Genomic DNA, 18346 nt, shown 5'->3' on the forward strand with positions numbered 1-18346 from the left:
GGTTTCTCTACGCTGGCTTTGTAGTCGACGAACTCCTGCGGGTCGTAATACTTTCCGGTCAACTCGTCTAAGTTCTCGTCTGTGTGTGCAAGCAGACGGATAAGGTAAGAAGGAGTACCGCTACGGAACCAATAGTCTTGTACATCTTGTGTTGCAAAAGCATTGAGCAGACTGAACGGATTGTACACATCGGTCATGTTTTTACTGAAATGATACCCGTCATATTGCCGTTTAAGCCGGATGGTCATTTCATCTGTAGTAATGCCTTCCTTCTCCGCCATTTCCTGAATGCTTTCGGAGAAATAATGCTCAAGTTCAGCTTGAGTTACTCCGCATAAGGCTTCGTAGCGGCTATCCATGCTGATGTCTGCGGGTTGGTTGAATCCGCTGAATACGCTTACTTGCGAGAATTTAGTAACTCCCGTAAGCAATACGAACTGCAGGTCATCATCCGCTGCCTTAAACACGGAATAGAATCCTTTCAGCACTTCCTGGTTCCGGTCTTCTAACAACTGTTCTTGCCTTTCGTCTTTGATGCCCGTATCAAGCACGTCCAATATCGGCTTGTCGTATTCATCAATCAGCACTACGCAACGCTTGCCCGATTGTTTATGGGCTTGCTTGAGGATGTATGCAAAGCGTTTTCCTATATCCGTATAGTCTTGGCTTTTCCCATATTCACGTTCCCAGCCTTTTATCGTTCCTTTTAATATTTCTTCTAATGTGCCGGGCACGGTGAAGTTGCTCCCATTGAAATCGATATGAAACACCGGATATTCCGCCCATTCCGTTTCCAGTCCTTCAATGGCAAGTCCTTTGAATAATTCTTTCTTGCCTAAGAAATAATTCTTTAGAGTAGACACTAATAAACTTTTCCCGAATCTACGTGGGCGGCTGAGGAAGTAAATCTTTCCGGTTGTGACTAAGTTGTAGATTAATGCGGTCTTGTCTACATACACGTAACCGTCTTCCCTGATTTGCGCAAAGCTTTGTATACCTATCGGATATTTCATGGCTGGGTCTGTTTAGGAGTTTATATGCAAATATACATATAAAATATGAAGAAGCCAAAATAATTTGACTATGGGAAATTTTAACAATACTTCTGCCCGTAGAATAACGGCTTTTTTGTTCCTTTGCATCCGGAAACAATCAAAACGAAAAAAGCATGAATTTGGCAAGTATCGTATGGGACGTTGATCCCGTCTTGGTGCGTATAGGTTCGATAGAACTCCGTTGGTATGGATTGATGTGGGGATTGGGCTTTATCTTGGCGTATGAAATCATGGCGCGCCTGTTTAAGAAAGAAGGACATCCCGACACTTGGGTAGACAAGCTCTTTGTGTATTGCATCGTGAGTAGCGTGATCGGTGCCCGTTTGGGACATTGCTTGTTTTACGAATGGGATTATTACGGGGCGCATCCCATAGAAATCCTGAAAATATGGAAAGGCGGGCTTGCCAGCCATGGTGGTGTGTTCTTATTGATATTGGCTTTGGTTTGGTATTCCAAGAAAGTAACGAAGAAAAGCGTATGGTGGCTTTTCGACCGCATGATACCTGCCGTGGCGGTGGTATGTATGTGCATCCGCTTCGGCAACCTGATGAATTCGGAAATATTCGGCTATCCTACCACCTTACCTTGGGGATTCGAATTTGTCCGCTCGCGCGAATGGCAAGAATTGTATAACCAAGACGGAGCGGCTCAGGCTTGCCATCCTACGCAGATTTACGAAATGCTCTATTGCTTCGTGGCACTCATTGTTTCGTGGGTAATGTATCACAAGTATCAATTGCAGAAATACGTAGGGCTAATAACTGGCGTATCTCTGTTAATATTCTTCGGCTCACGCTTCGGGCTGGAGTTTATGAAGAATCCGCAAGTGGCTGAAGAAGTGGGCATGACGCTGAATATCGGGCAGTTGCTAAGCATTCCGTTAATCTTGTTAGGAATCTTCCTTATCGCTACCTGCAAGAAGCGGAAGGCAGATTGGAAATAAGTTATAAAATACCGAAATGCTTCAATGCATTCAGAATGCCGTCTTCGTCTACCGAAGTGGTTATATAATTGGCGGCATTCTGCACTTCTGGTGCGGCATTTCCCATGGCTACACCGATTCCTGCATGGCGAAGCATGGGGATATCATTTCCCCCGTCACCGAATGCCATGGTGTCTTTTAGGTCGATGCCGTAATACTCAATGACTTTATCAATGCCGTGGCTTTTGCTATTCCCCCGTGCGATAATGTCGGCAAAGAGCGGATACCAGCGCATCGGTTCGCAATGTTTCAATACGTGTGAAAATACTTCCAAATCTTCGTCTTGCTTGAAATACCCCATGATTTGCATGATTTCCTTACCCCGCGCTTCCTCAATGGGGCAAACGGGAGGAACGGTTATTTTTATCAGGTCTGCCACTTGTTGTACTGCTTCATTTACACCTGTAATGAACCACGTATCGTCATGCACAAAGACGAAAGGTATGTCCGGACGTTGTTTATGGTACTGGATTAACCGTTCGATATCTTCTTCCGGAATACGTCCTTTATAGATGTCTATATCGTCGGCGGTAAAGCAATATGAACCGTTCAAGGTGATATAACCATCGAAAGGCAAATCGCCCACCGCTTTCATCATCAACACTTTGGGGCGTCCGGTGGAAATGAATACTTTAATGCCCTTCTCGCGAAGTGCTGCAAGTGCCTTACGGGTAGATTCGGGAATCGTATGTGTCTTGAAGGAAACCAATGTTCCGTCAATATCGAAAAAGATAGCTTTAACCATAATTAGATTTGTATTTTCAGGCGCAAATGTACACATTTCCGCCGAGATTTACAAGCTGAGGTTTGTAGTTCCCTCCGCCAGGCAAAGCAACAATACTCCTACCGTAGCAAGAACAATGATAATCAGTAAGCAATAGGTGAACATTAACAATGTTTTCCAGAAACTTCTCCACCATGTGCAAAGATAAAGTTGGCGGTAGTCCCAACAAAACAAGAGGAAGATGAACCAAAAAGGAACTTCGTAGAGGTCATCTACATGTGCTGTTCCATTAAAGGGTACGACAAGGGTGCTTATCAGTAAAATCTGCGTAGCAATGTAGGCTTGAATGAAGATGTGCTCCATTAGATTGAATGTGTCGGGTTTCTTTCTCCGATAAAACGCCCAGCGGGTAGCAATGGCAAGCAAGGGCAAGGTCAGGAGGATATGAAATGCCTTATTCCCGTGTCCCCATTTCCGCATCAGGCTCCATACATTTGAAAGGAAAGGAACGCTTTCGATAGCCGCTTCCGCTTTCTTTAAAAAAGGAATAGAGAGTATATCATCGAGTTCGTTATCCGATTGAGATGTTCCCGCTATGGAATCTTGACGTTGGACTTCAGCAAGTGCTTTTTCCATACTCCGAATTGTAATCCCTAAACTCTTTTGTTCGATGGGGTCATCAGTTTCGGCTTTTTCCTGTTCTAACCGGAGGATAGTTTGTTGCAACCCTTCTGTTTTTGTCAGAGGCATTTCGTTTGGTTTCGAAGTTTCTTCTTCTTTCTTCTCCCGTATTTCGGGCACAATCAATTGGGCGGTCAACATATAGAATGCGGTCATTAGAAATACCATAGCCAAAGGAAGGGTGTAATTGATACGTCTTCCCTGGATAAAGTCGCGCATCATGTGTCCGGGGCGGTACAGCAATTCTAAAAGCGTATGTGCAAATTTCCCGTCAACCCGGAAAATGGTCCGGAGTACATTCCCTACGATACCTTTCAATACATAGCGTGGAGTGTATCGGCTTTGCCCGCATCGGGGGCAGAAATTTCCGGTGAATGTCTCTCTGCAATTCTTACACGTGCAAGGCTTATCATTAAGTACCGGAGGCACGATGCCCCGTATTTGCCAAATGTGGAAGGCACGGCTTCTCACTACAATCGGATGAAGCCAATTCATCAGGGCATTATGCCATGCAAGGGGAAGCATGCGCCGGTGATGTCCGATATAGAACAGGCTGAACAGGAAAAGCGAGGGAAAGAAAAACGTATCCGATTCCGATAAAGGAGTCAACTCGTAATAACTCAAGAATAACAAGAAGAACAACCCGAAGGCTTGTCCGATATTTATACGTTTTTTCGTAGAGAAATTTCTGCCCATAGTGTTTTTGCTTGCAAACTTACTGCTTTTTCTCGGATATTCGGTCAATACGGACGAAGAATCTAATCGAAAAAGTTAAGCCATATAGTCGTATCACGAAAGCCTACCATAGTTTCAGTTAGTTCCAACTATATGAAACTCTTGTTTCATCCAGTTGAAACGCCAGTTTCATATAGTTGAAACAAAGCGAGCATACGGTTGCACAAGGAAACGTCTCCTGTATATATTGCCAAATCCTCTTCTTTCGTGAGGTTATTCCAAAGAAATTCCGTACATTTGTTGCAAGAGTAGTTTTTAATAACAATAGCTATGACGGAAAACAAAGGCATACGTTGGATGCAACGTTTCGATAATTATCGTAAGGCATTGCGCTTATTAGGGCAGGCTGTAGAAATTGTGTCGCAACGGGTGAATGAAGACGAGGCTGTAGAAGACTTGCTTAAAGAAGGACTGATACAACGCTTTGAATACACTCACGAATTGGCTTGGAAAGTAATGAAAGACTACGCCGAATATCAAGGCTATACAGACATTCGGGGTTCGCGTGATGCTTTCCGTAAAGCTTTCGAAATGGAAATTATAACGGATAAGCGTTGGATGGAATCTATAGCGGACCGTAATTTAACTTCGCACAATTACGATGATGAGACGGCGGAAGCTATTTATGAAGCCGTGGTAAATGTATATTACCCGTTATTTGTTCAATTAGAGAGTACAATGTTACAACTTATGGCAGAATAGCATTTAAATCAAAAGATTGCTTTATGGCTTACGGATTAACAGATAGGGAGTGGAATAAGTTGCTTGCTTTGTTCGCAAGCAATGAACGGATAGAGCAAGCGATTCTTTACGGATCACGTGCAAAAGATACTTTCAAGCCCTTTTCAGACGTTGACATTACGTTAGTAGGGGCTGATTTATCTCGAAAGGATTTAAATCAAATTTATATGGAAGTGGATGATTTATTGTTGCCATATCAATTTGACCTCTCATTGTTCCATTCATTGAACAATAAAGACTTAATAGATCATATCCAACGAAGAGGCATTGTAATCTATAATAAGGTGAAAAAGCAAGAGCAGAATCGTGAGTTTAATTAAACGCAATATATTATATAAAGGAGTAAAACAATGAAATATCCATATAGTCGGATAACGGTAAAGATAGGCAGCAATGTGCTGGCGAGGAAGGACGGGACATTGGACGTGACCCGCATGTCGGCATTGGTCGACCAAGTAGCAGAATTGCATAAAGCTGGAATAGAAGTGGTATTAGTTTCTTCGGGAGCGGTCGCTTCGGGACGTAGCGAGATAAAAGTATCGCGCAAGTTGGATAGCGTAGACCAACGCCAGTTGTATTCAGCCGTAGGGCAAGCCAAACTGATAAACCGTTATTATGAATTGTTCCGCGAACATGGGATAGCCGTAGGGCAAGTGCTGACCACTAAAGAAAGTTTCGGCACGCGCCGCCATTACCTCAACCAGCGGCATTGCATGGAGGTGATGTTAGCGAACGGAGTAATTCCGATAGTGAATGAAAACGACACCATATCAGTCACCGAATTGATGTTTACCGATAACGATGAGCTTTCGGGATTAGTGGCTTCGATGCTCGACGCACAGGCTTTGATTATCCTGAGCAACATCGACGGGATTTATAACGGCTCGCCTTCCGAGCCGGGCACTTCGGTGATACGGGAGGTAGAGCAAGGGAAAGACCTTTCCGACTATATCCAAACCGAGAAGTCAGGTTTTGGAAGAGGAGGAATGCTTACCAAGACCACAATCGCCCGTAAAGTGGCAGACGAAGGTATTACGGTGATTATTGCCAACGGGAAACGGGATAATATCTTGATTGATTTGTTGGAACATCCCGCCGATACGGTCTGCACACGGTTTGTGCCCGCACCGGAAGCCGTATCGAGTGTGAAGAAATGGATAGCCCATAGCGAAGGGTTCGCTAAAGGAGAACTGCATCTGAATGCCCAAGCGGTAAAAGCGGTGAAGGGTAAGAAAGCGGTCAGCATCTTGCCCGTAGGCGTGACGCGCATTGAAGGGGATTTCGAGAAAGATGACATTGTGCGGATTATGAATGCCGAAGGAAATCAAATCGGCGTAGGGCGCATCGGAGTAAGTTCGGAAGAAGCCCGCAAGATGTTGGGCGAACACGGCCAACGTCCCTTGGTGCATTACGATTACTTGTATTTGGATTGAATTTAATTGAACGCAGAGACGCAAAAGCGCAAAGAATTATTTTTTAAGAATGCAAAGGTCACTGAGCCTTATTGATGTTTCTGTGTTTTTTGCTCTCTTAAATTAGGAACTTGGCGTTTTTGCGTCTCTGCGTTTGATTAATTCAAATACATTTCAGAATCTTTTCAGAATCTTTCCCCATCTTCGCATCAAACAAATATTTAAAGCAAGAAGAAGTATGAAAAAGTATTTGCCATTTTGGACACTTTTGATTAGCGGGATGCTTTTCTTTGTGTCGTGTAGTGATGACAATGACGGACCTAATGGAGGTAATGGTGCTGTTCCGCAAGCCGTCCTCGATGCTTTCCAAAGCCAATATGGGCAGACACGCGCCGAATGGTCGGTGAAAGACGGATATGCGGTAGCTGAATTTACAGGCGAGAGTGGGGAAACTACGGCATGGTATGCATTGGATGATGCCCGCTGGGGAATGACAGAAACAGAAATCCCTTATTCTGCATTGCCTCAGGCTATACAAAGCGCAATTAAGGAAAGTGCGTATGCCGATTGGACTCCGGACCGTGAAGTAGATGTATTAGACCGGAATGGTTCTGAAAAGCTCTACGTGATAGAAATGAAGAACGGAGGTGTGGAAGTAGACCTTTATTACACCGAAGAAGGAATATTGGTCAATGAATATGTGGATAGTGACGGTAAAGGAAACGATTATTCCAATTATCTGCCTCAGACTCCGGTAGCAAGCGCAAGCGATTGGATTGAACAAAACTTCCCAGGCGCACGGATTGTAGATGTGGACGTAGAACGTAACGGGACGGAAATCGAAATCATACAGAACGGTATGAAGCATGAAATCTGGTTTGACTCTTCTTCGACATGGGTCAGCACCAAGACGGAATACGAGCGTTATAACATCCCTGAAATCGTTCGGACATTTGTAGAAACCAATTATCCGAATTATCATATAGATGATGTAGACCACTACGAAACCGCAACCGATAGCTATTATTGTGTAGAAATAGAGCGCGGAGATTATGAAAAGAAGATTTATCTGAACGAGCAAGGCGAGGAAATTGGGCGTCCTTCTACAGATGTTGATGTACCTTCGGGCGGAGGCGCGCAGGTGACTTCGGGCATCGAATCTTTTCTTCAGAAAAACTATCCGGATGCGTATGTCAAAGAGCGTGATTACGATGACGGACGCATCGAAGTGGAAATCATACACGACGGGCGTGAAAAAGACGTAGTCTTCAATTTCAACGAAGAATGGTTGCGCACGACGTATGATGTATATCCGAATGAACTGCCCGATGCGGTGAAAACGGCATTGAAAGCAGAGTTTGGCGAAGACGCTTACTGGGGAAATGACGATTGCGAATGTGTAGAGACTCCCGAAGGCACGTTCTATGAAGTGGAAGTAGAAACACGAGGAGATGATTGGGACGTATATATCAGTGCCGCAGGTAAGATAATATGGAGGGAAGATTAATAGAGTGCAGTTAAATAAAGTCTGAATAACAGGCATGGATGAGGCTGAAAAAGCGTTTATCCGTGCCTGTTTTTATTTTCCTTTTTGCTCAAAGCACAACTTTTTTGGATTTTCTTCCTTTTTGTATCAAAATCTTTCGTAATTTTGGCGTGAACTAACAGAAATAACGACTATGGATGAACAGATAAAACAAATTGCCGAGCGTTTGCGGGGATTGCGCGACGCACTGGATTTAAGCGTAGAAGAGGTCGCATCGGATTGTAAGTTGACGGTAGATGAGTACCGTGCTCTTGAATCGGGGGAAAGTGACCTTTCAGTCAGCCTTTTGCAACGCATAGCTCATAAGTATGGCATTACATTGGATGAACTGATGTTCGGCGAAGAGCCGAAAATGAAATCGTATTTCCTTACCCGTAAGGGAACGGGTGTTTCGGTAGAGCGTACTAAGGCTTATAAATACGAATCACTTGCTTCTGGATTCAAGGATAGGATAGCCGACCCGTTTATCGTAACAGTAGAGCCGAAACCCGAAGGCACTGCCGTATATTTCAATACACACGAAGGACAAGAGTTCAACTTAGTGATAGAAGGACGCCTGTTGTTGAATATCAACGGAAAAGAGTTGATATTGAATCCGGGAGACAGCTTGTATTTCGATTCAAGCAAACCACATGGCATGTTGGCGCTTGACGGAAAAACCGTAAAATTCCTTGCGGTGGTGATGCAATAATTGTTTTCACCACAGATTACACAGATTTATTAATTGATATAATTTGTGTAATCTGTGGTGAGCTTAATTAATACAGATAGAATATGTTAGAAAGATTTGTAGAACAAACCCAATTTTCCTCTCAGGAGGATTTCATAAAGAACTTTAAGGTAAAAGTTCCCGAAAACTTTAATTTCGGATATGATGTGGTGGATGCTTGGGCAGCCGAGTGCCCCGACAAGAAAGCCCTGCTTTGGACCAATGATAAAGGCGAGTGCATTCAGTTTACCTACGCCGACTTGAAGAAATACACCGATATGACCGCTTCTTATTTCCAAAGCTTGGGGATAGGCAAGGGCGATAAGGTAATGCTGATATTGAAACGCCGTTATGAATTCTGGTTCTCGATTATCGCCTTGCATAAAATCGGAGCCGTAGCGATTCCTGCCACTCATTTGCTTACCAAAAAAGATATTATTTATCGTTGTGAAGCGGCTACGATAAAAATGATAATCGCGGCAGGCGAAGGCGTTATTCTCCAGCATATTGTGGATGCGATGCCCCAATGTCCCAGTGTGGAGAAATTATTGAGCGTAGGTCCGGAATATCCCGAAGGATTCGAAGATTTCCACAAAGGAATGGAAAGTGCGGCTCCTTTTGTGCGCCCTGCAAATGCAAACACCAACGATGACATCATGTTGATGTATTTCACTTCGGGTACAACCGGCGAACCCAAAATGGTAGCTCATGATTTCACATATCCGTTAGGGCATATCACCACCGCTTGCTATTGGCATAACCTGCACGAAGGAAGCCTGCATTTTACCATAGCCGATACGGGTTGGGGAAAAGCCGTATGGGGAAAACTTTACGGACAGATGATAGCCGGAGCAAACATTTTCGTCTATGACCACGAGAAGTTCACGCCTTCCGATATTTTGAAGAAGATACACGATTACCGTATCACATCGCTTTGCGCGCCTCCTACCATTTACCGTTTTCTCATCCGTGAAGACCTGAGCAAGTACGACCTTTCTTCATTGGAATATTGCACTACGGCAGGTGAAGCGTTGAACTATTCGGTGTACGAGACATTCCTGAAAATAACGGGCATCCGTCTTATGGAAGGCTTCGGACAAACCGAAACAACTCTGACACTTGCCACTTTCCCGTGGATGGACCCCAAACCCGGAAGTATGGGTGTGCCCAATCCCCAATATCAGATAGACTTATTGAAACCCGACGGACGTTCTGCAGAGGACGGTGAACAAGGGCAAATCGTGATACGTACCGATAAAGGCAAACCGTTGGGCTTATTTAAAGAGTATTACCGTGCTCCCGAATTGACTCGCGAGGCTTGGCACGATGGGGTATATTATACCGGTGATGTGGCTTGGCGCGATGAAGACGGATATTATTGGTTCGTAGGGCGTGCCGATGATGTCATCAAAAGTTCAGGATACCGCATCGGTCCGTTCGAAGTAGAAAGCGCTTTGATGACTCATCCGGCAGTAGTAGAATGCGCCATAACCGGTGTGCCCGATGAGATTCGCGGGCAAGTGGTGAAAGCTACTATTGTATTGGCGAAAGACTATAAGGCAAAAGCCGGTCCCGATTTGATTAAAGAACTGCAAGACCACGTAAAGCGTGTGACCGCTCCTTATAAATATCCGCGCGTGATAGAGTTTGTCGAAGAATTGCCGAAGACCATCAGCGGGAAAATCCGCCGTGTGGAGATTCGTGAAAAAGACAATGGATAAATAAGAGGTAAAAACGAAACCGGGCATTTCCTGAAAAAGAAGATGCCCGGTTTCGTTATGGAACAAAAATACGAAATTTTATTTCTTGATGCGGTTGTAACGGCTCATGAACTTATCTACACGTCCTGCGGTGTCTACCAATTTAGACTTACCAGTATAGAACGGGTGAGAGGTGTTAGAGATTTCCAACTTAACCAGCGGATAAGTTTCGCCTTCAAATTCGATTGTGTCTTTTGTTGCACAAGTAGAACGAGACAAGAACATGTCGCCATTTGACATGTCTTTAAATACTACCGGACGGTAGTTCTCTGGATGAATGCCTTTTTTCATTTCAGTATATACTTTATTGTTATTATTTATTTTACAACTATTTTGGGTAACTTCCGACATCCAATACGGATGCCATTGTGCAATGGATTTGTTTCGGCTTGCAAAGATACAGCATTTCTTTGAAATAGAAAATGTTTTGGCTGATTTTTTTCTTGTTGCGGTTCTCGTTGGTCTTTTTACAGGTTTTGCTATGAAATCTGTTAATTGCAACCTGCACTTTGCATCCTTACCTTTTCTTTAAGAAATTACGCCGGTTTTAATAAAACACCTTAATACAGTCTTTATTTTTTAGGGTAGAAAATGTGATATTGTCGCTTTTATTTTTAAATTTGCAGTGGAAATTAATTCACTAACAATTATAAAATTTACAACAATGGTTAATTACAAAGATTTAGGCTTGGTAAACACCAGAGATATGTTTGCCAGAGCAATTAAAGGTGGATACGCTATCCCGGCTTTCAACTTCAACAATATGGAACAGTTGCAAGCTATCATCAAGGCTTCTGTAGAAACTAAATCTCCGGTTATCCTGCAGGTATCTAAAGGTGCACGTAATTACGCTAACCAAACTTTGTTGCGTTATATGGCAGAAGGTGCTGTAGCATACGCTAAAGAATTGGGTTGCGAACATCCTGAAATCGTGCTTCACCTTGACCATGGAGATTCATTCGAACTCTGCAAATCTTGCGTAGACCTGGGCTTCTCTTCAGTAATGATTGATGGTTCTCACCTTCCTTATGAAGAAAATGTAGCTTTGACTAAGAAAGTCGTTGAATACGCTCATCAATACGATGTAACCGTAGAAGGCGAATTGGGTGTATTGGCAGGTGTAGAAGACGAAGTGTGTGCAGAACACCATACTTATACTAACCCTGAAGAAGTTATCGACTTTGCTACCCGTACAGGATGCGATTCTTTGGCTATCTCTATCGGTACTTCTCACGGTGCTTACAAGTTCAAACCCGAACAATGCCATGTTGACCCGAAGACAGGTCGTTTGGTTCCTCCTCCTTTGGCATTCGATGTATTGGACGGTGTAATGGAAAAACTTCCGGGATTCCCTATCGTATTGCACGGTTCTTCTTCAGTTCCTCAGGAATATGTAGATATGATCAACCAATATGGTGGCAAGTTGGAAGCTGCTATCGGTATTCCAGAAGACGAATTGCGTAAAGCCGCTAAGTCTGCTGTATGCAAGATTAACATCGACTCTGACTCTCGTTTGGCTATGACAGCTGCTATCCGTAAGGTATTGGCTGAAAAACCTGCTGAATTCGACCCGCGTAAATATTTGGGTCCGGCTCGTGACGAAATGGAAAAGATGTACAAGCACAAAATCCTCAACGTATTGGGTTCAGACGGCAAGTTGGCTCAATAAGTCGATTTGTTAGAAATAATAAAGACTTTATACACCTATAACTATAAATGTGAAGCTGCTTCTCCGAGGTGGAGAGGCAGCTTTTTTTGTTTTTGTTAATCAGGTGCGGGTTGCACAAGCCGATTTTATTTTCTATTTTTGCTCCGTAAATATCTTTAAGGTAAACTACATGAGCGCAATACTTTTATTTATGGGATTTGGTATGCAGGAGATTCTGGTTATAGCCTTGATTTTCTTGCTGTTGTTCGGAGGAAAGAAGATACCCGAACTGATGAAAGGGCTGGGCAAGGGCGTGAAGAGCTTCAAGGACGGTGTAAACGGAGTAGAAGATGACTTGAAAGCCGATGCAAAGAAAGATGATTCCAGCCAGTCTAAAGAGAAATAGCGAGGAGGACGGATGCCGTGGAGTCTAATGATCCGTCGAATATGACTTTTTGGGACCACGTGGATGAATTGCGTAAAGTGCTTTTCCGCATCATCGGCGTGGTAGTGGCATTTATGCTTCTTGCTTTTTGTTTCAAGGAGGAATTGTTCGGCATTGTCCTAGCACCGAAAGAAAATGACTTCCCGGTTTACCGTCTTTTCGATTGGATAGGGGAGGCGTTGCACCTTTCGGGAGCAAGCGTGTCCGATTTTCATGTGCAACTGATTAATACCAAATTGTCAGGTCAGTTCCTTACCCACATGAGCGTATCGTTTTATGCGGGGATTATTCTGGCTTCTCCTTATATAATATATCAATTGTTTCGTTTCGTTTCGCCTGCCCTTTATGCGAACGAAAAGCACTATTCCTTGCGGGTGGTAGTGTGGGGATATGTCTTGTTCCTCATCGGCGTGTTGTTCAGTTATTTTCTGATATTCCCTTTCACTTTCCGCTTTCTGGCTCTTTATCAAGTGAGTGCAGAGGTGGAGAATGCCATTTTGTTAAGCTCTTATATTGAGACTTTGGTAATGTTGAGCATTATGTTGGGGATTATGTTCGAAATACCTGTTCTTGCTTGGCTTTTTGCTAAATTAGGCTTCCTGACTTCCAGTTTTATGCGTACTTATCGTAAACATGCATTAATCGTTACACTTATCATTGCGGCTATTATTACGCCGACTTCCGATGCCATAACTCTGTTGCTGGTTTCTGCCCCGATGTTTTTGCTTTATGAAGCCAGTATCTTTATTGTGAAGCGGACAAACAGGTAAAAACCATTTTAGGTATGTCTTTTAACGAACCCTGCTTCGTTCGCTGTTTCATTAGGCTTCGATGCCAATCCCAGCCTAGTGAAACAACAAACGGACTTAGGTGCGTCAAAGAAGGTATTTATCTTTCGGCTTGTTCGGCTTCTTCTATTTTTCGTGTAACGAATTTCAGTTTCAGGTTTGCTTCATTTTGTTCTTTACGGATTTCTTCCATAGCTGAGAGGATTCGCGCCAAGTCGCTGATTGCGGCAATGGCTTTTACATCGTCCCTTCGCATAGTTGTCCGGTAGTTCCGGTCTCCAATAAATTCTAGACGGAATGTGCGTTTGTCTCGGTTGGCAACGATAAACGCCGCCACTCCCCCGTCGTCTTTCCCTACCCGGTAATCAGCTTTTTCAATGGGACGTCCTAAATCAGTTGTCTCATAACTGTCCGAAGAAGGCTGGGTCTGAGCAAATGTATTTCCGTCCACACTGACTTTCACCGCCGTATGATGGATATTCCCTCCCGCACAATAAATGGATGTAAGCGACATTTCGCCCAGCTCGTTCACCTGTGCCCGAAGGAACGAACGCCCGATGTTCTTCTCTACCGTTTGTGTGGGATAGAAATAATTTCCTATCTCCTGATAGGCAGTGTCTTTCTCCAATACATAATTCCCTTTTATCGAATCAAGAGCCGCTTGTTTTACCTGCATCATGCTGTCCAGATAAGCAAGTGTTTTTTGTTGTTCCTGTATATCAATGTTCTGCATCAGGCGGATAGCTGCCTTGCGGACTTCTACCGCTTTAGGGTAGAGGGTGCGGATGCTGTCTATCTGCAACTTAGCCAAGCTGTAATTGCCCGAAGCGTATGCTTGTTCTGCCTGCTGGAACAATGCGCCGGCTTTTTTTGAATCTCCGTTGCAGCCCGAAAAAAGTGTCGTGAGGCACAAGGCTGCCAATATCATCTTTTTCATAATGCGTATGTTTTTTCGACTTTCACGAAACAAAAATACAATTTAATCGGTTTATTCCTGCAAAGCTTTCTCTTTTTTTGTAATTTTGCACGCTATTTTCAAATGAAAACCCATAACGAATGAATTTAAAGGAACATTTTACCGATAAAATATTCAGTTTAATATCCGAAACCGCCGACACATTAGGGCTGGAGTGCTATGTTGTAGGAGGATACGTGCGCGATATATTCTTGAACCGCCCTTCGAAAGACATTGATGTGGTCGTAGTAGGAAGCGGCATCCGGACGGCAGAAGCCTTGGGAAAACGCTTAGGACCGAAAGCACACGTCTCGGTATTCCATAACTTCGGTACCGCACAAGTGAAATTCTTTGATACCGAAGTGGAATTTGTCGGAGCACGGAAAGAATCGTATAGCCACGATAGCCGCAAGCCTATTGTAGAAGACGGAACTTTGGAAGACGACCAAAACCGGCGCGATTTTACTATCAACGCTTTGGCGGTCTGCATGAACAAAGCCCGGTTCGGCGAATTGGTAGACCCGTTTGGCGGACTGGAAGACTTGAAGCAAGGCATTATCCGCACGCCGCTCGACCCTGACATCACGTTCAGCGATGACCCGTTGCGCATGATGCGGTGCATCCGTTTTGCCACGCAACTGAATTTTTACATCGAAGAAGAAACGTTCAATGCGTTGGAACGGAATCGGGAACGGATTAAAATCATTTCGTACGAGCGTATCAAGGATGAATTAAACAAAATCCTGCTCTCTCCCATACCTTCAAAAGGCTTTGTCGACCTTGACCGATGCGGATTATTGGAACTGATATTCCCCGAACTGACCGCCCTGCAAGGCGTAGAGGTGCGCAACGGACGCGGACATAAAGACAATTTCTATCACACATTAGAAGTGGTGGACAACATTGCGAAAGTATCGGACAACCTTTGGCTACGCTGGGCGACCCTCCTCCACGACATAGGCAAACCCCGCACCAAACGCTGGGACCCACGCCTTGGATGGACATTCCATAACCACAATTATATAGGTGAAAAGATGGTGCCCGAAATCTTCCGCCGCATGAAGTTGCCGATGAACGAAAAAATGAAATACGTCCAAAAGTTAGTAGGGCTGCACATGCGTCCTATCGTCATTGCCGATGACGAGGTGACCGATTCAGCTGTACGCCGCTTGCTTTTCGAAGCCGGAGACGATATTGACGACTTAATGGCACTTTGCGAAGCGGATATCACATCGAAGAACGAAGCCCGCAAGCAACGCTTCCTGGATAATTTCAAGTTAGTTCGCCAAAAGCTGAAAGACTTGGAAGAGAAAGACCGCATCCGTAATTTCCAGCCTCCGGTAGACGGAGAAGAAATCATGCGTGTCTTCAATTTGCATCCATGCCGTGAAATAGGCGATTTGAAAAGTGCCATTAAAGACGCTATTTTAGACGGCGCTATCCCCAACGAACACGATGCCGCCTTCCAATTTATGCTGGAAAGAGCAAAAGAAATGGGGCTTGAGCCGGTAAGCCTTCCTTAGTATAAACATTCTTGAGATTTCAAATACAAGAAACCGATTATAAATTAAGTTATCCATAAAATGGCGTTATACATGTCTATAACGCCATTTTTATTTTTGAAAGTTATCCAATTTAGACAAGAATAAGAATGTGAAGTTTTGAAATATCATCCGAATTACTACCTTTGCAACTGTTTGTTCAACTCTAAAAGCAACATCTATGAACGTAGCAGACATTTGCATTATCAAACGGGACGGAAAGCGGGAAAACTTTTCGGCATCCAAAATCTCAAACGCTATCGGGAAAGCCTTCCAAGCTACCGGACTGGAGAATCAAGAACGGCTTATCGACGAAATTACCCAACGGGTCATTGCCCATTTCGAACATCCGACCTTAGGAGTGGAAGAGATTCAAGACCTTGTAGAAAATGAACTGATGAAAGTGCAGCCCGAAGTGGCGAAAAAGTATATCATCTACCGCCAATGGCGGAATACCGAACGCGAACGCAAGACGCAAATGAAACATATTATGGACGGCATTGTGGCGATAGACAAGAACGATGTAAATCTGAGCAATGCCAATATGTCGAGCCATACGCCTGCGGGACAAATGATGACCTTTGCCTCGGAAGTGACCAAGGACTATACTTATAAATACCTCTTGCCGAAGCAATATGCCGAAGCGCACCGCATGGGGGATATCCATATCCATGACTTGGACTACTATCCGACCAAGACAACGACATGCATCCAATATGACTTGGACGATTTATTCGAACGGGGTTTCCATACCAAAAACGGAAGCATCCGCACGCCTCAGGCTATCCAAAGCTATGCTACATTGGCTACTATTATTTTCCAAACCAACCAAAACGAGCAACACGGAGGGCAGGCTATCCCCGCATTCGACTTTTTCATGGCAAAAGGCGTATTGAAAAGTTATCAGAAAGCCATTGTGACGGGCATTGCATTCTACATGGAGATGAGAGGGAATGCAACGGACGAAAAAGCATTGTCGGCACACGTCCATACGCATCTCACCTCCATTGAACCAAAGAAAGAAGCTCAAACCGCATTCCTGACTGCTTTGGAATGCGAAGGCATCTTCTTGACTGAAGATGAATTAGGACATATCTTGTATTCCGCCCGCAAACAAGTGCGCAAAGACACGCATCAGGCAATGGAAGGATTTATCCATAACCTGAATACCATGCATTCGCGTGGAGGGAACCAAGTGGTATTCAGTTCCATCAATTACGGAACAGACACTTCTCCCGAAGGACGTATGGTCATCGAAGAATTATTAAAAGCTACGGTAGAAGGATTGGGCACACAAGGCGAAGTGCCGGTGTTCCCCATTCAGATATTCAAGATAAAAGACGGAGTGTCTTATTCGGAAGCGGATTATCAGAAAGCTATGGCTGACTTTGAAACGGCTCTGAACGGCGGAATGACTTTTGAAACACCCAATTTTGACCTGTTTCTGAAAGCATGCCGCACTACGGCAAAAGCCCTCTTTCCCAACTTTATGTTTCTTGACACTCCATTTAATCAAAACGAAAAATGGAATAAGGATGATCCAAAACGATACCGGTATGAACTGGCAACCATGGGATGCCGTACCCGTGTATTTGAAAACCTGAACGGCGAAAAGACCAGTTTGGGGCGCGGAAACCTTTCATTTACTACGATGAACCTGCCTCGGTTGGCAATCGAAGCACGTCGAGAAGCGGAACGCATGACGGGAAACGAGAATCAAGAAACCATTGAACAACGTGCCAAAGCACTGTTTCTTGAATCGGTACACCGCATGTCGGAATTCATCGGAGAGCAATTATACATCCGTTATCAGTATCAGCGTACCGCCCTTGCCCGCCAATTCCCATTCATGATGAGCAACGATGTCTGGAAAGGAGGAGGCAAGCTGAATCCAAACGATGAAGTAGGCGATGTATTGAAACAAGGTACTTTGGGGATTGGGTTTATTGGCGGACACAATGCCATGATGGCTCTGTATGGCGCAGGACATGGACATAACCGCAAAGCCTGGGACACACTTTATGAAGCAGTAGAAGAAATGAATCGCGTTGTGGAGGACTTGAAACAGAAATATGGCTTGAATTATTCGGTACTGGCAACTCCTGCAGAAGGGCTTTCGGGACGCTTTACCCGTATCGACCGCAAGAAATACGGCATCATTCCGGGAGTGACCGACCGAGATTATTACGTCAATTCATTCCATGTAGACGTGAAAGAACCTATCAGCATTGTAGACAAAATCAAGTGTGAAGCTCCTTTCCACGCTTTGACTCGTGGCGGACACATCACGTATGTAGAACTGGACGGCGAAGCGCAAAAGAATGTGCGTGCCATTGCCAAGATAGTCAAAGTAATGCATGACGAGGGCATCGGTTACGGCTCTATCAATCATCCGGTAGACACCTGCCACAATTGCGGGTATCGTGGTGTTATTTACGACAAGTGCCCGATATGCAATAGTGAGAACATTCTCCGCATGCGACGCATCACCGGATATCTTACCGGAGACCTAAGCAGCTGGAATTCAGCCAAACGTGCTGAAGAACGCGACCGAGTAAAACACCATTAATTAGTTAATAATGAATAGTTAATAATTAATAGCTAAAAGTGGAAGCACGCCACT

The 18346-nt window shown here is 44.2% G+C and carries 17 protein-coding genes; 12 read left to right on the top strand and 5 right to left on the bottom strand.

Annotated elements, in window-relative coordinates:
- Nucleotides 1-1013: AAA family ATPase (locus B5F91_RS06050; protein WP_158099893.1), on the bottom strand; the 1013-nt coding region annotated here is incomplete at its 3' end.
- A gap of 155 nt (nt 1014-1168) precedes the next feature.
- Here B5F91_RS06050 and lgt point away from each other — a divergent pair.
- Nucleotides 1169-1999 (top strand): prolipoprotein diacylglyceryl transferase, encoded by an 831-nt coding sequence (gene lgt / locus B5F91_RS06055; RefSeq protein ID WP_087428197.1) that lies wholly within the window; start codon nt 1169-1171, stop codon nt 1997-1999.
- 1 nt (nt 2000) lies between these two features.
- Here the strand turns inward: lgt and B5F91_RS06060 are convergent, their stop codons facing one another.
- Together B5F91_RS06060 and B5F91_RS06065 are read right to left on the bottom strand one after the other, a co-directional pair.
- The gene (locus tag B5F91_RS06060) at nt 2001-2783 is read right to left on the bottom strand and encodes a Cof-type HAD-IIB family hydrolase (protein ID WP_087428198.1); all 783 of its coding nucleotides are present in this window, start codon (nt 2781-2783) and stop codon (nt 2001-2003) included.
- 48 nt (nt 2784-2831) lie between these two features.
- Nucleotides 2832-4139: a DUF3667 domain-containing protein gene (locus B5F91_RS06065; RefSeq protein ID WP_087428199.1), complete on the bottom strand. Its 1308-nt coding sequence runs from the start codon at nt 4137-4139 to the stop codon at nt 2832-2834.
- 309 nt (nt 4140-4448) lie between these two features.
- Between B5F91_RS06065 and B5F91_RS06070 the strand changes: the two genes are divergently transcribed.
- The 6 genes from B5F91_RS06070 (at nt 4449) to B5F91_RS06095 (ending at nt 10307) form a co-directional block, all read left to right on the top strand.
- Nucleotides 4449-4880, top strand: coding sequence for a nucleotidyltransferase substrate binding protein (locus B5F91_RS06070; RefSeq protein WP_087428200.1), 432 nt, complete (start codon nt 4449-4451; stop codon nt 4878-4880).
- A gap of 23 nt (nt 4881-4903) precedes the next feature.
- Nucleotides 4904-5239: a nucleotidyltransferase domain-containing protein gene (locus tag B5F91_RS06075; RefSeq protein WP_087428201.1), complete on the top strand. Its 336-nt coding sequence runs from the start codon at nt 4904-4906 to the stop codon at nt 5237-5239.
- A gap of 30 nt (nt 5240-5269) precedes the next feature.
- Entirely contained in the window at nt 5270-6352 is a 1083-nt protein-coding gene (proB, locus tag B5F91_RS06080) for a glutamate 5-kinase (protein ID WP_087428202.1), read from the top strand.
- A 217-nt stretch (nt 6353-6569) separates the two neighbouring features.
- The gene (locus B5F91_RS06085) at nt 6570-7838 is read left to right on the top strand and encodes a PepSY-like domain-containing protein (RefSeq protein ID WP_087428203.1); all 1269 of its coding nucleotides are present in this window, start codon (nt 6570-6572) and stop codon (nt 7836-7838) included.
- A gap of 172 nt (nt 7839-8010) precedes the next feature.
- Complete coding sequence (locus B5F91_RS06090) at nt 8011-8568, top strand: cupin domain-containing protein (RefSeq protein ID WP_087428204.1); 558 nt, start codon at nt 8011-8013, stop codon at nt 8566-8568.
- An 83-nt stretch (nt 8569-8651) separates the two neighbouring features.
- Nucleotides 8652-10307 (top strand): AMP-binding protein, encoded by a 1656-nt coding sequence (locus tag B5F91_RS06095; protein ID WP_087428205.1) that lies wholly within the window; start codon nt 8652-8654, stop codon nt 10305-10307.
- Nucleotides 10308-10385: 78 nt separating this feature from the next.
- Here the strand turns inward: B5F91_RS06095 and B5F91_RS06100 are convergent, their stop codons facing one another.
- The gene (locus B5F91_RS06100) at nt 10386-10637 is read right to left on the bottom strand and encodes a type B 50S ribosomal protein L31 (RefSeq protein WP_087428283.1); all 252 of its coding nucleotides are present in this window, start codon (nt 10635-10637) and stop codon (nt 10386-10388) included.
- A gap of 373 nt (nt 10638-11010) precedes the next feature.
- Between B5F91_RS06100 and B5F91_RS06105 the strand changes: the two genes are divergently transcribed.
- The 3 genes from B5F91_RS06105 to tatC all read left to right on the top strand — a co-directional run bounded on the left by B5F91_RS06105 (nt 11011) and on the right by tatC (nt 13209).
- Nucleotides 11011-12015: a class II fructose-bisphosphate aldolase gene (locus B5F91_RS06105; RefSeq protein ID WP_087428206.1), complete on the top strand. Its 1005-nt coding sequence runs from the start codon at nt 11011-11013 to the stop codon at nt 12013-12015.
- A 169-nt stretch (nt 12016-12184) separates the two neighbouring features.
- Nucleotides 12185-12400 carry a twin-arginine translocase TatA/TatE family subunit gene (locus tag B5F91_RS06110; RefSeq protein WP_087428207.1) on the top strand — a complete coding sequence of 72 codons (216 nt, stop codon included), beginning with the start codon at nt 12185-12187 and terminating at the stop codon, nt 12398-12400.
- Between the two features lie 41 nt (nt 12401-12441).
- Nucleotides 12442-13209 carry a twin-arginine translocase subunit TatC gene (gene tatC, locus B5F91_RS06115; protein ID WP_087428208.1) on the top strand — a complete coding sequence of 256 codons (768 nt, stop codon included), beginning with the start codon at nt 12442-12444 and terminating at the stop codon, nt 13207-13209.
- 118 nt (nt 13210-13327) lie between these two features.
- On the opposite strand, the gene B5F91_RS06120 is transcribed toward tatC, so the two are convergent.
- Nucleotides 13328-14164, bottom strand: a complete 837-nt coding sequence (locus B5F91_RS06120; RefSeq protein WP_087428209.1) for a hypothetical protein — start codon at nt 14162-14164, stop codon at nt 13328-13330.
- 119 nt (nt 14165-14283) lie between these two features.
- On the opposite strand from B5F91_RS06120, the gene B5F91_RS06125 reads away from it, so the two are divergent.
- Both B5F91_RS06125 and B5F91_RS06130 read left to right on the top strand, forming a co-directional pair.
- Entirely contained in the window at nt 14284-15705 is a 1422-nt protein-coding gene (locus tag B5F91_RS06125) for an HD domain-containing protein (protein ID WP_087428210.1), read from the top strand.
- Nucleotides 15706-15904: 199 nt separating this feature from the next.
- The gene (locus B5F91_RS06130) at nt 15905-18292 is read left to right on the top strand and encodes an anaerobic ribonucleoside triphosphate reductase (RefSeq protein ID WP_087428211.1); all 2388 of its coding nucleotides are present in this window, start codon (nt 15905-15907) and stop codon (nt 18290-18292) included.
- Nucleotides 18293-18346: the final 54 nt, after the last annotated feature.

The organism is Bacteroides sp. An322, from assembly GCF_002161765.1.
GTDB classification, from domain to species: domain Bacteria; phylum Bacteroidota; class Bacteroidia; order Bacteroidales; family Bacteroidaceae; genus Phocaeicola; species Phocaeicola merdavium.

Coding starts and splice junctions, on each gene's coding strand:
- B5F91_RS06085 (WP_087428203.1), top strand. CDS start 6,570: ATGAAAAAGTATTTGCCATTTTGGACACTTTTGATTAGCGGGATGCTT.
- B5F91_RS06110 (WP_087428207.1), top strand. CDS start 12,185: ATGAGCGCAATACTTTTATTTATGGGATTTGGTATGCAGGAGATTCTG.
- B5F91_RS06065 (WP_087428199.1), bottom strand. CDS start 4,139: ATGGGCAGAAATTTCTCTACGAAAAAACGTATAAATATCGGACAAGCC.
- B5F91_RS06070 (WP_087428200.1), top strand. CDS start 4,449: ATGACGGAAAACAAAGGCATACGTTGGATGCAACGTTTCGATAATTAT.
- tatC (WP_087428208.1), top strand. CDS start 12,442: ATGACTTTTTGGGACCACGTGGATGAATTGCGTAAAGTGCTTTTCCGC.
- B5F91_RS06130 (WP_087428211.1), top strand. CDS start 15,905: ATGAACGTAGCAGACATTTGCATTATCAAACGGGACGGAAAGCGGGAA.
- B5F91_RS06120 (WP_087428209.1), bottom strand. CDS start 14,164: ATGAAAAAGATGATATTGGCAGCCTTGTGCCTCACGACACTTTTTTCG.
- B5F91_RS06075 (WP_087428201.1), top strand. CDS start 4,904: ATGGCTTACGGATTAACAGATAGGGAGTGGAATAAGTTGCTTGCTTTG.
- B5F91_RS06100 (WP_087428283.1), bottom strand. CDS start 10,637: ATGAAAAAAGGCATTCATCCAGAGAACTACCGTCCGGTAGTATTTAAA.
- B5F91_RS06125 (WP_087428210.1), top strand. CDS start 14,284: ATGAATTTAAAGGAACATTTTACCGATAAAATATTCAGTTTAATATCC.
- B5F91_RS06090 (WP_087428204.1), top strand. CDS start 8,011: ATGGATGAACAGATAAAACAAATTGCCGAGCGTTTGCGGGGATTGCGC.
- B5F91_RS06095 (WP_087428205.1), top strand. CDS start 8,652: ATGTTAGAAAGATTTGTAGAACAAACCCAATTTTCCTCTCAGGAGGAT.
- B5F91_RS06060 (WP_087428198.1), bottom strand. CDS start 2,783: ATGGTTAAAGCTATCTTTTTCGATATTGACGGAACATTGGTTTCCTTC.
- proB (WP_087428202.1), top strand. CDS start 5,270: ATGAAATATCCATATAGTCGGATAACGGTAAAGATAGGCAGCAATGTG.
- lgt (WP_087428197.1), top strand. CDS start 1,169: ATGAATTTGGCAAGTATCGTATGGGACGTTGATCCCGTCTTGGTGCGT.
- B5F91_RS06105 (WP_087428206.1), top strand. CDS start 11,011: ATGGTTAATTACAAAGATTTAGGCTTGGTAAACACCAGAGATATGTTT.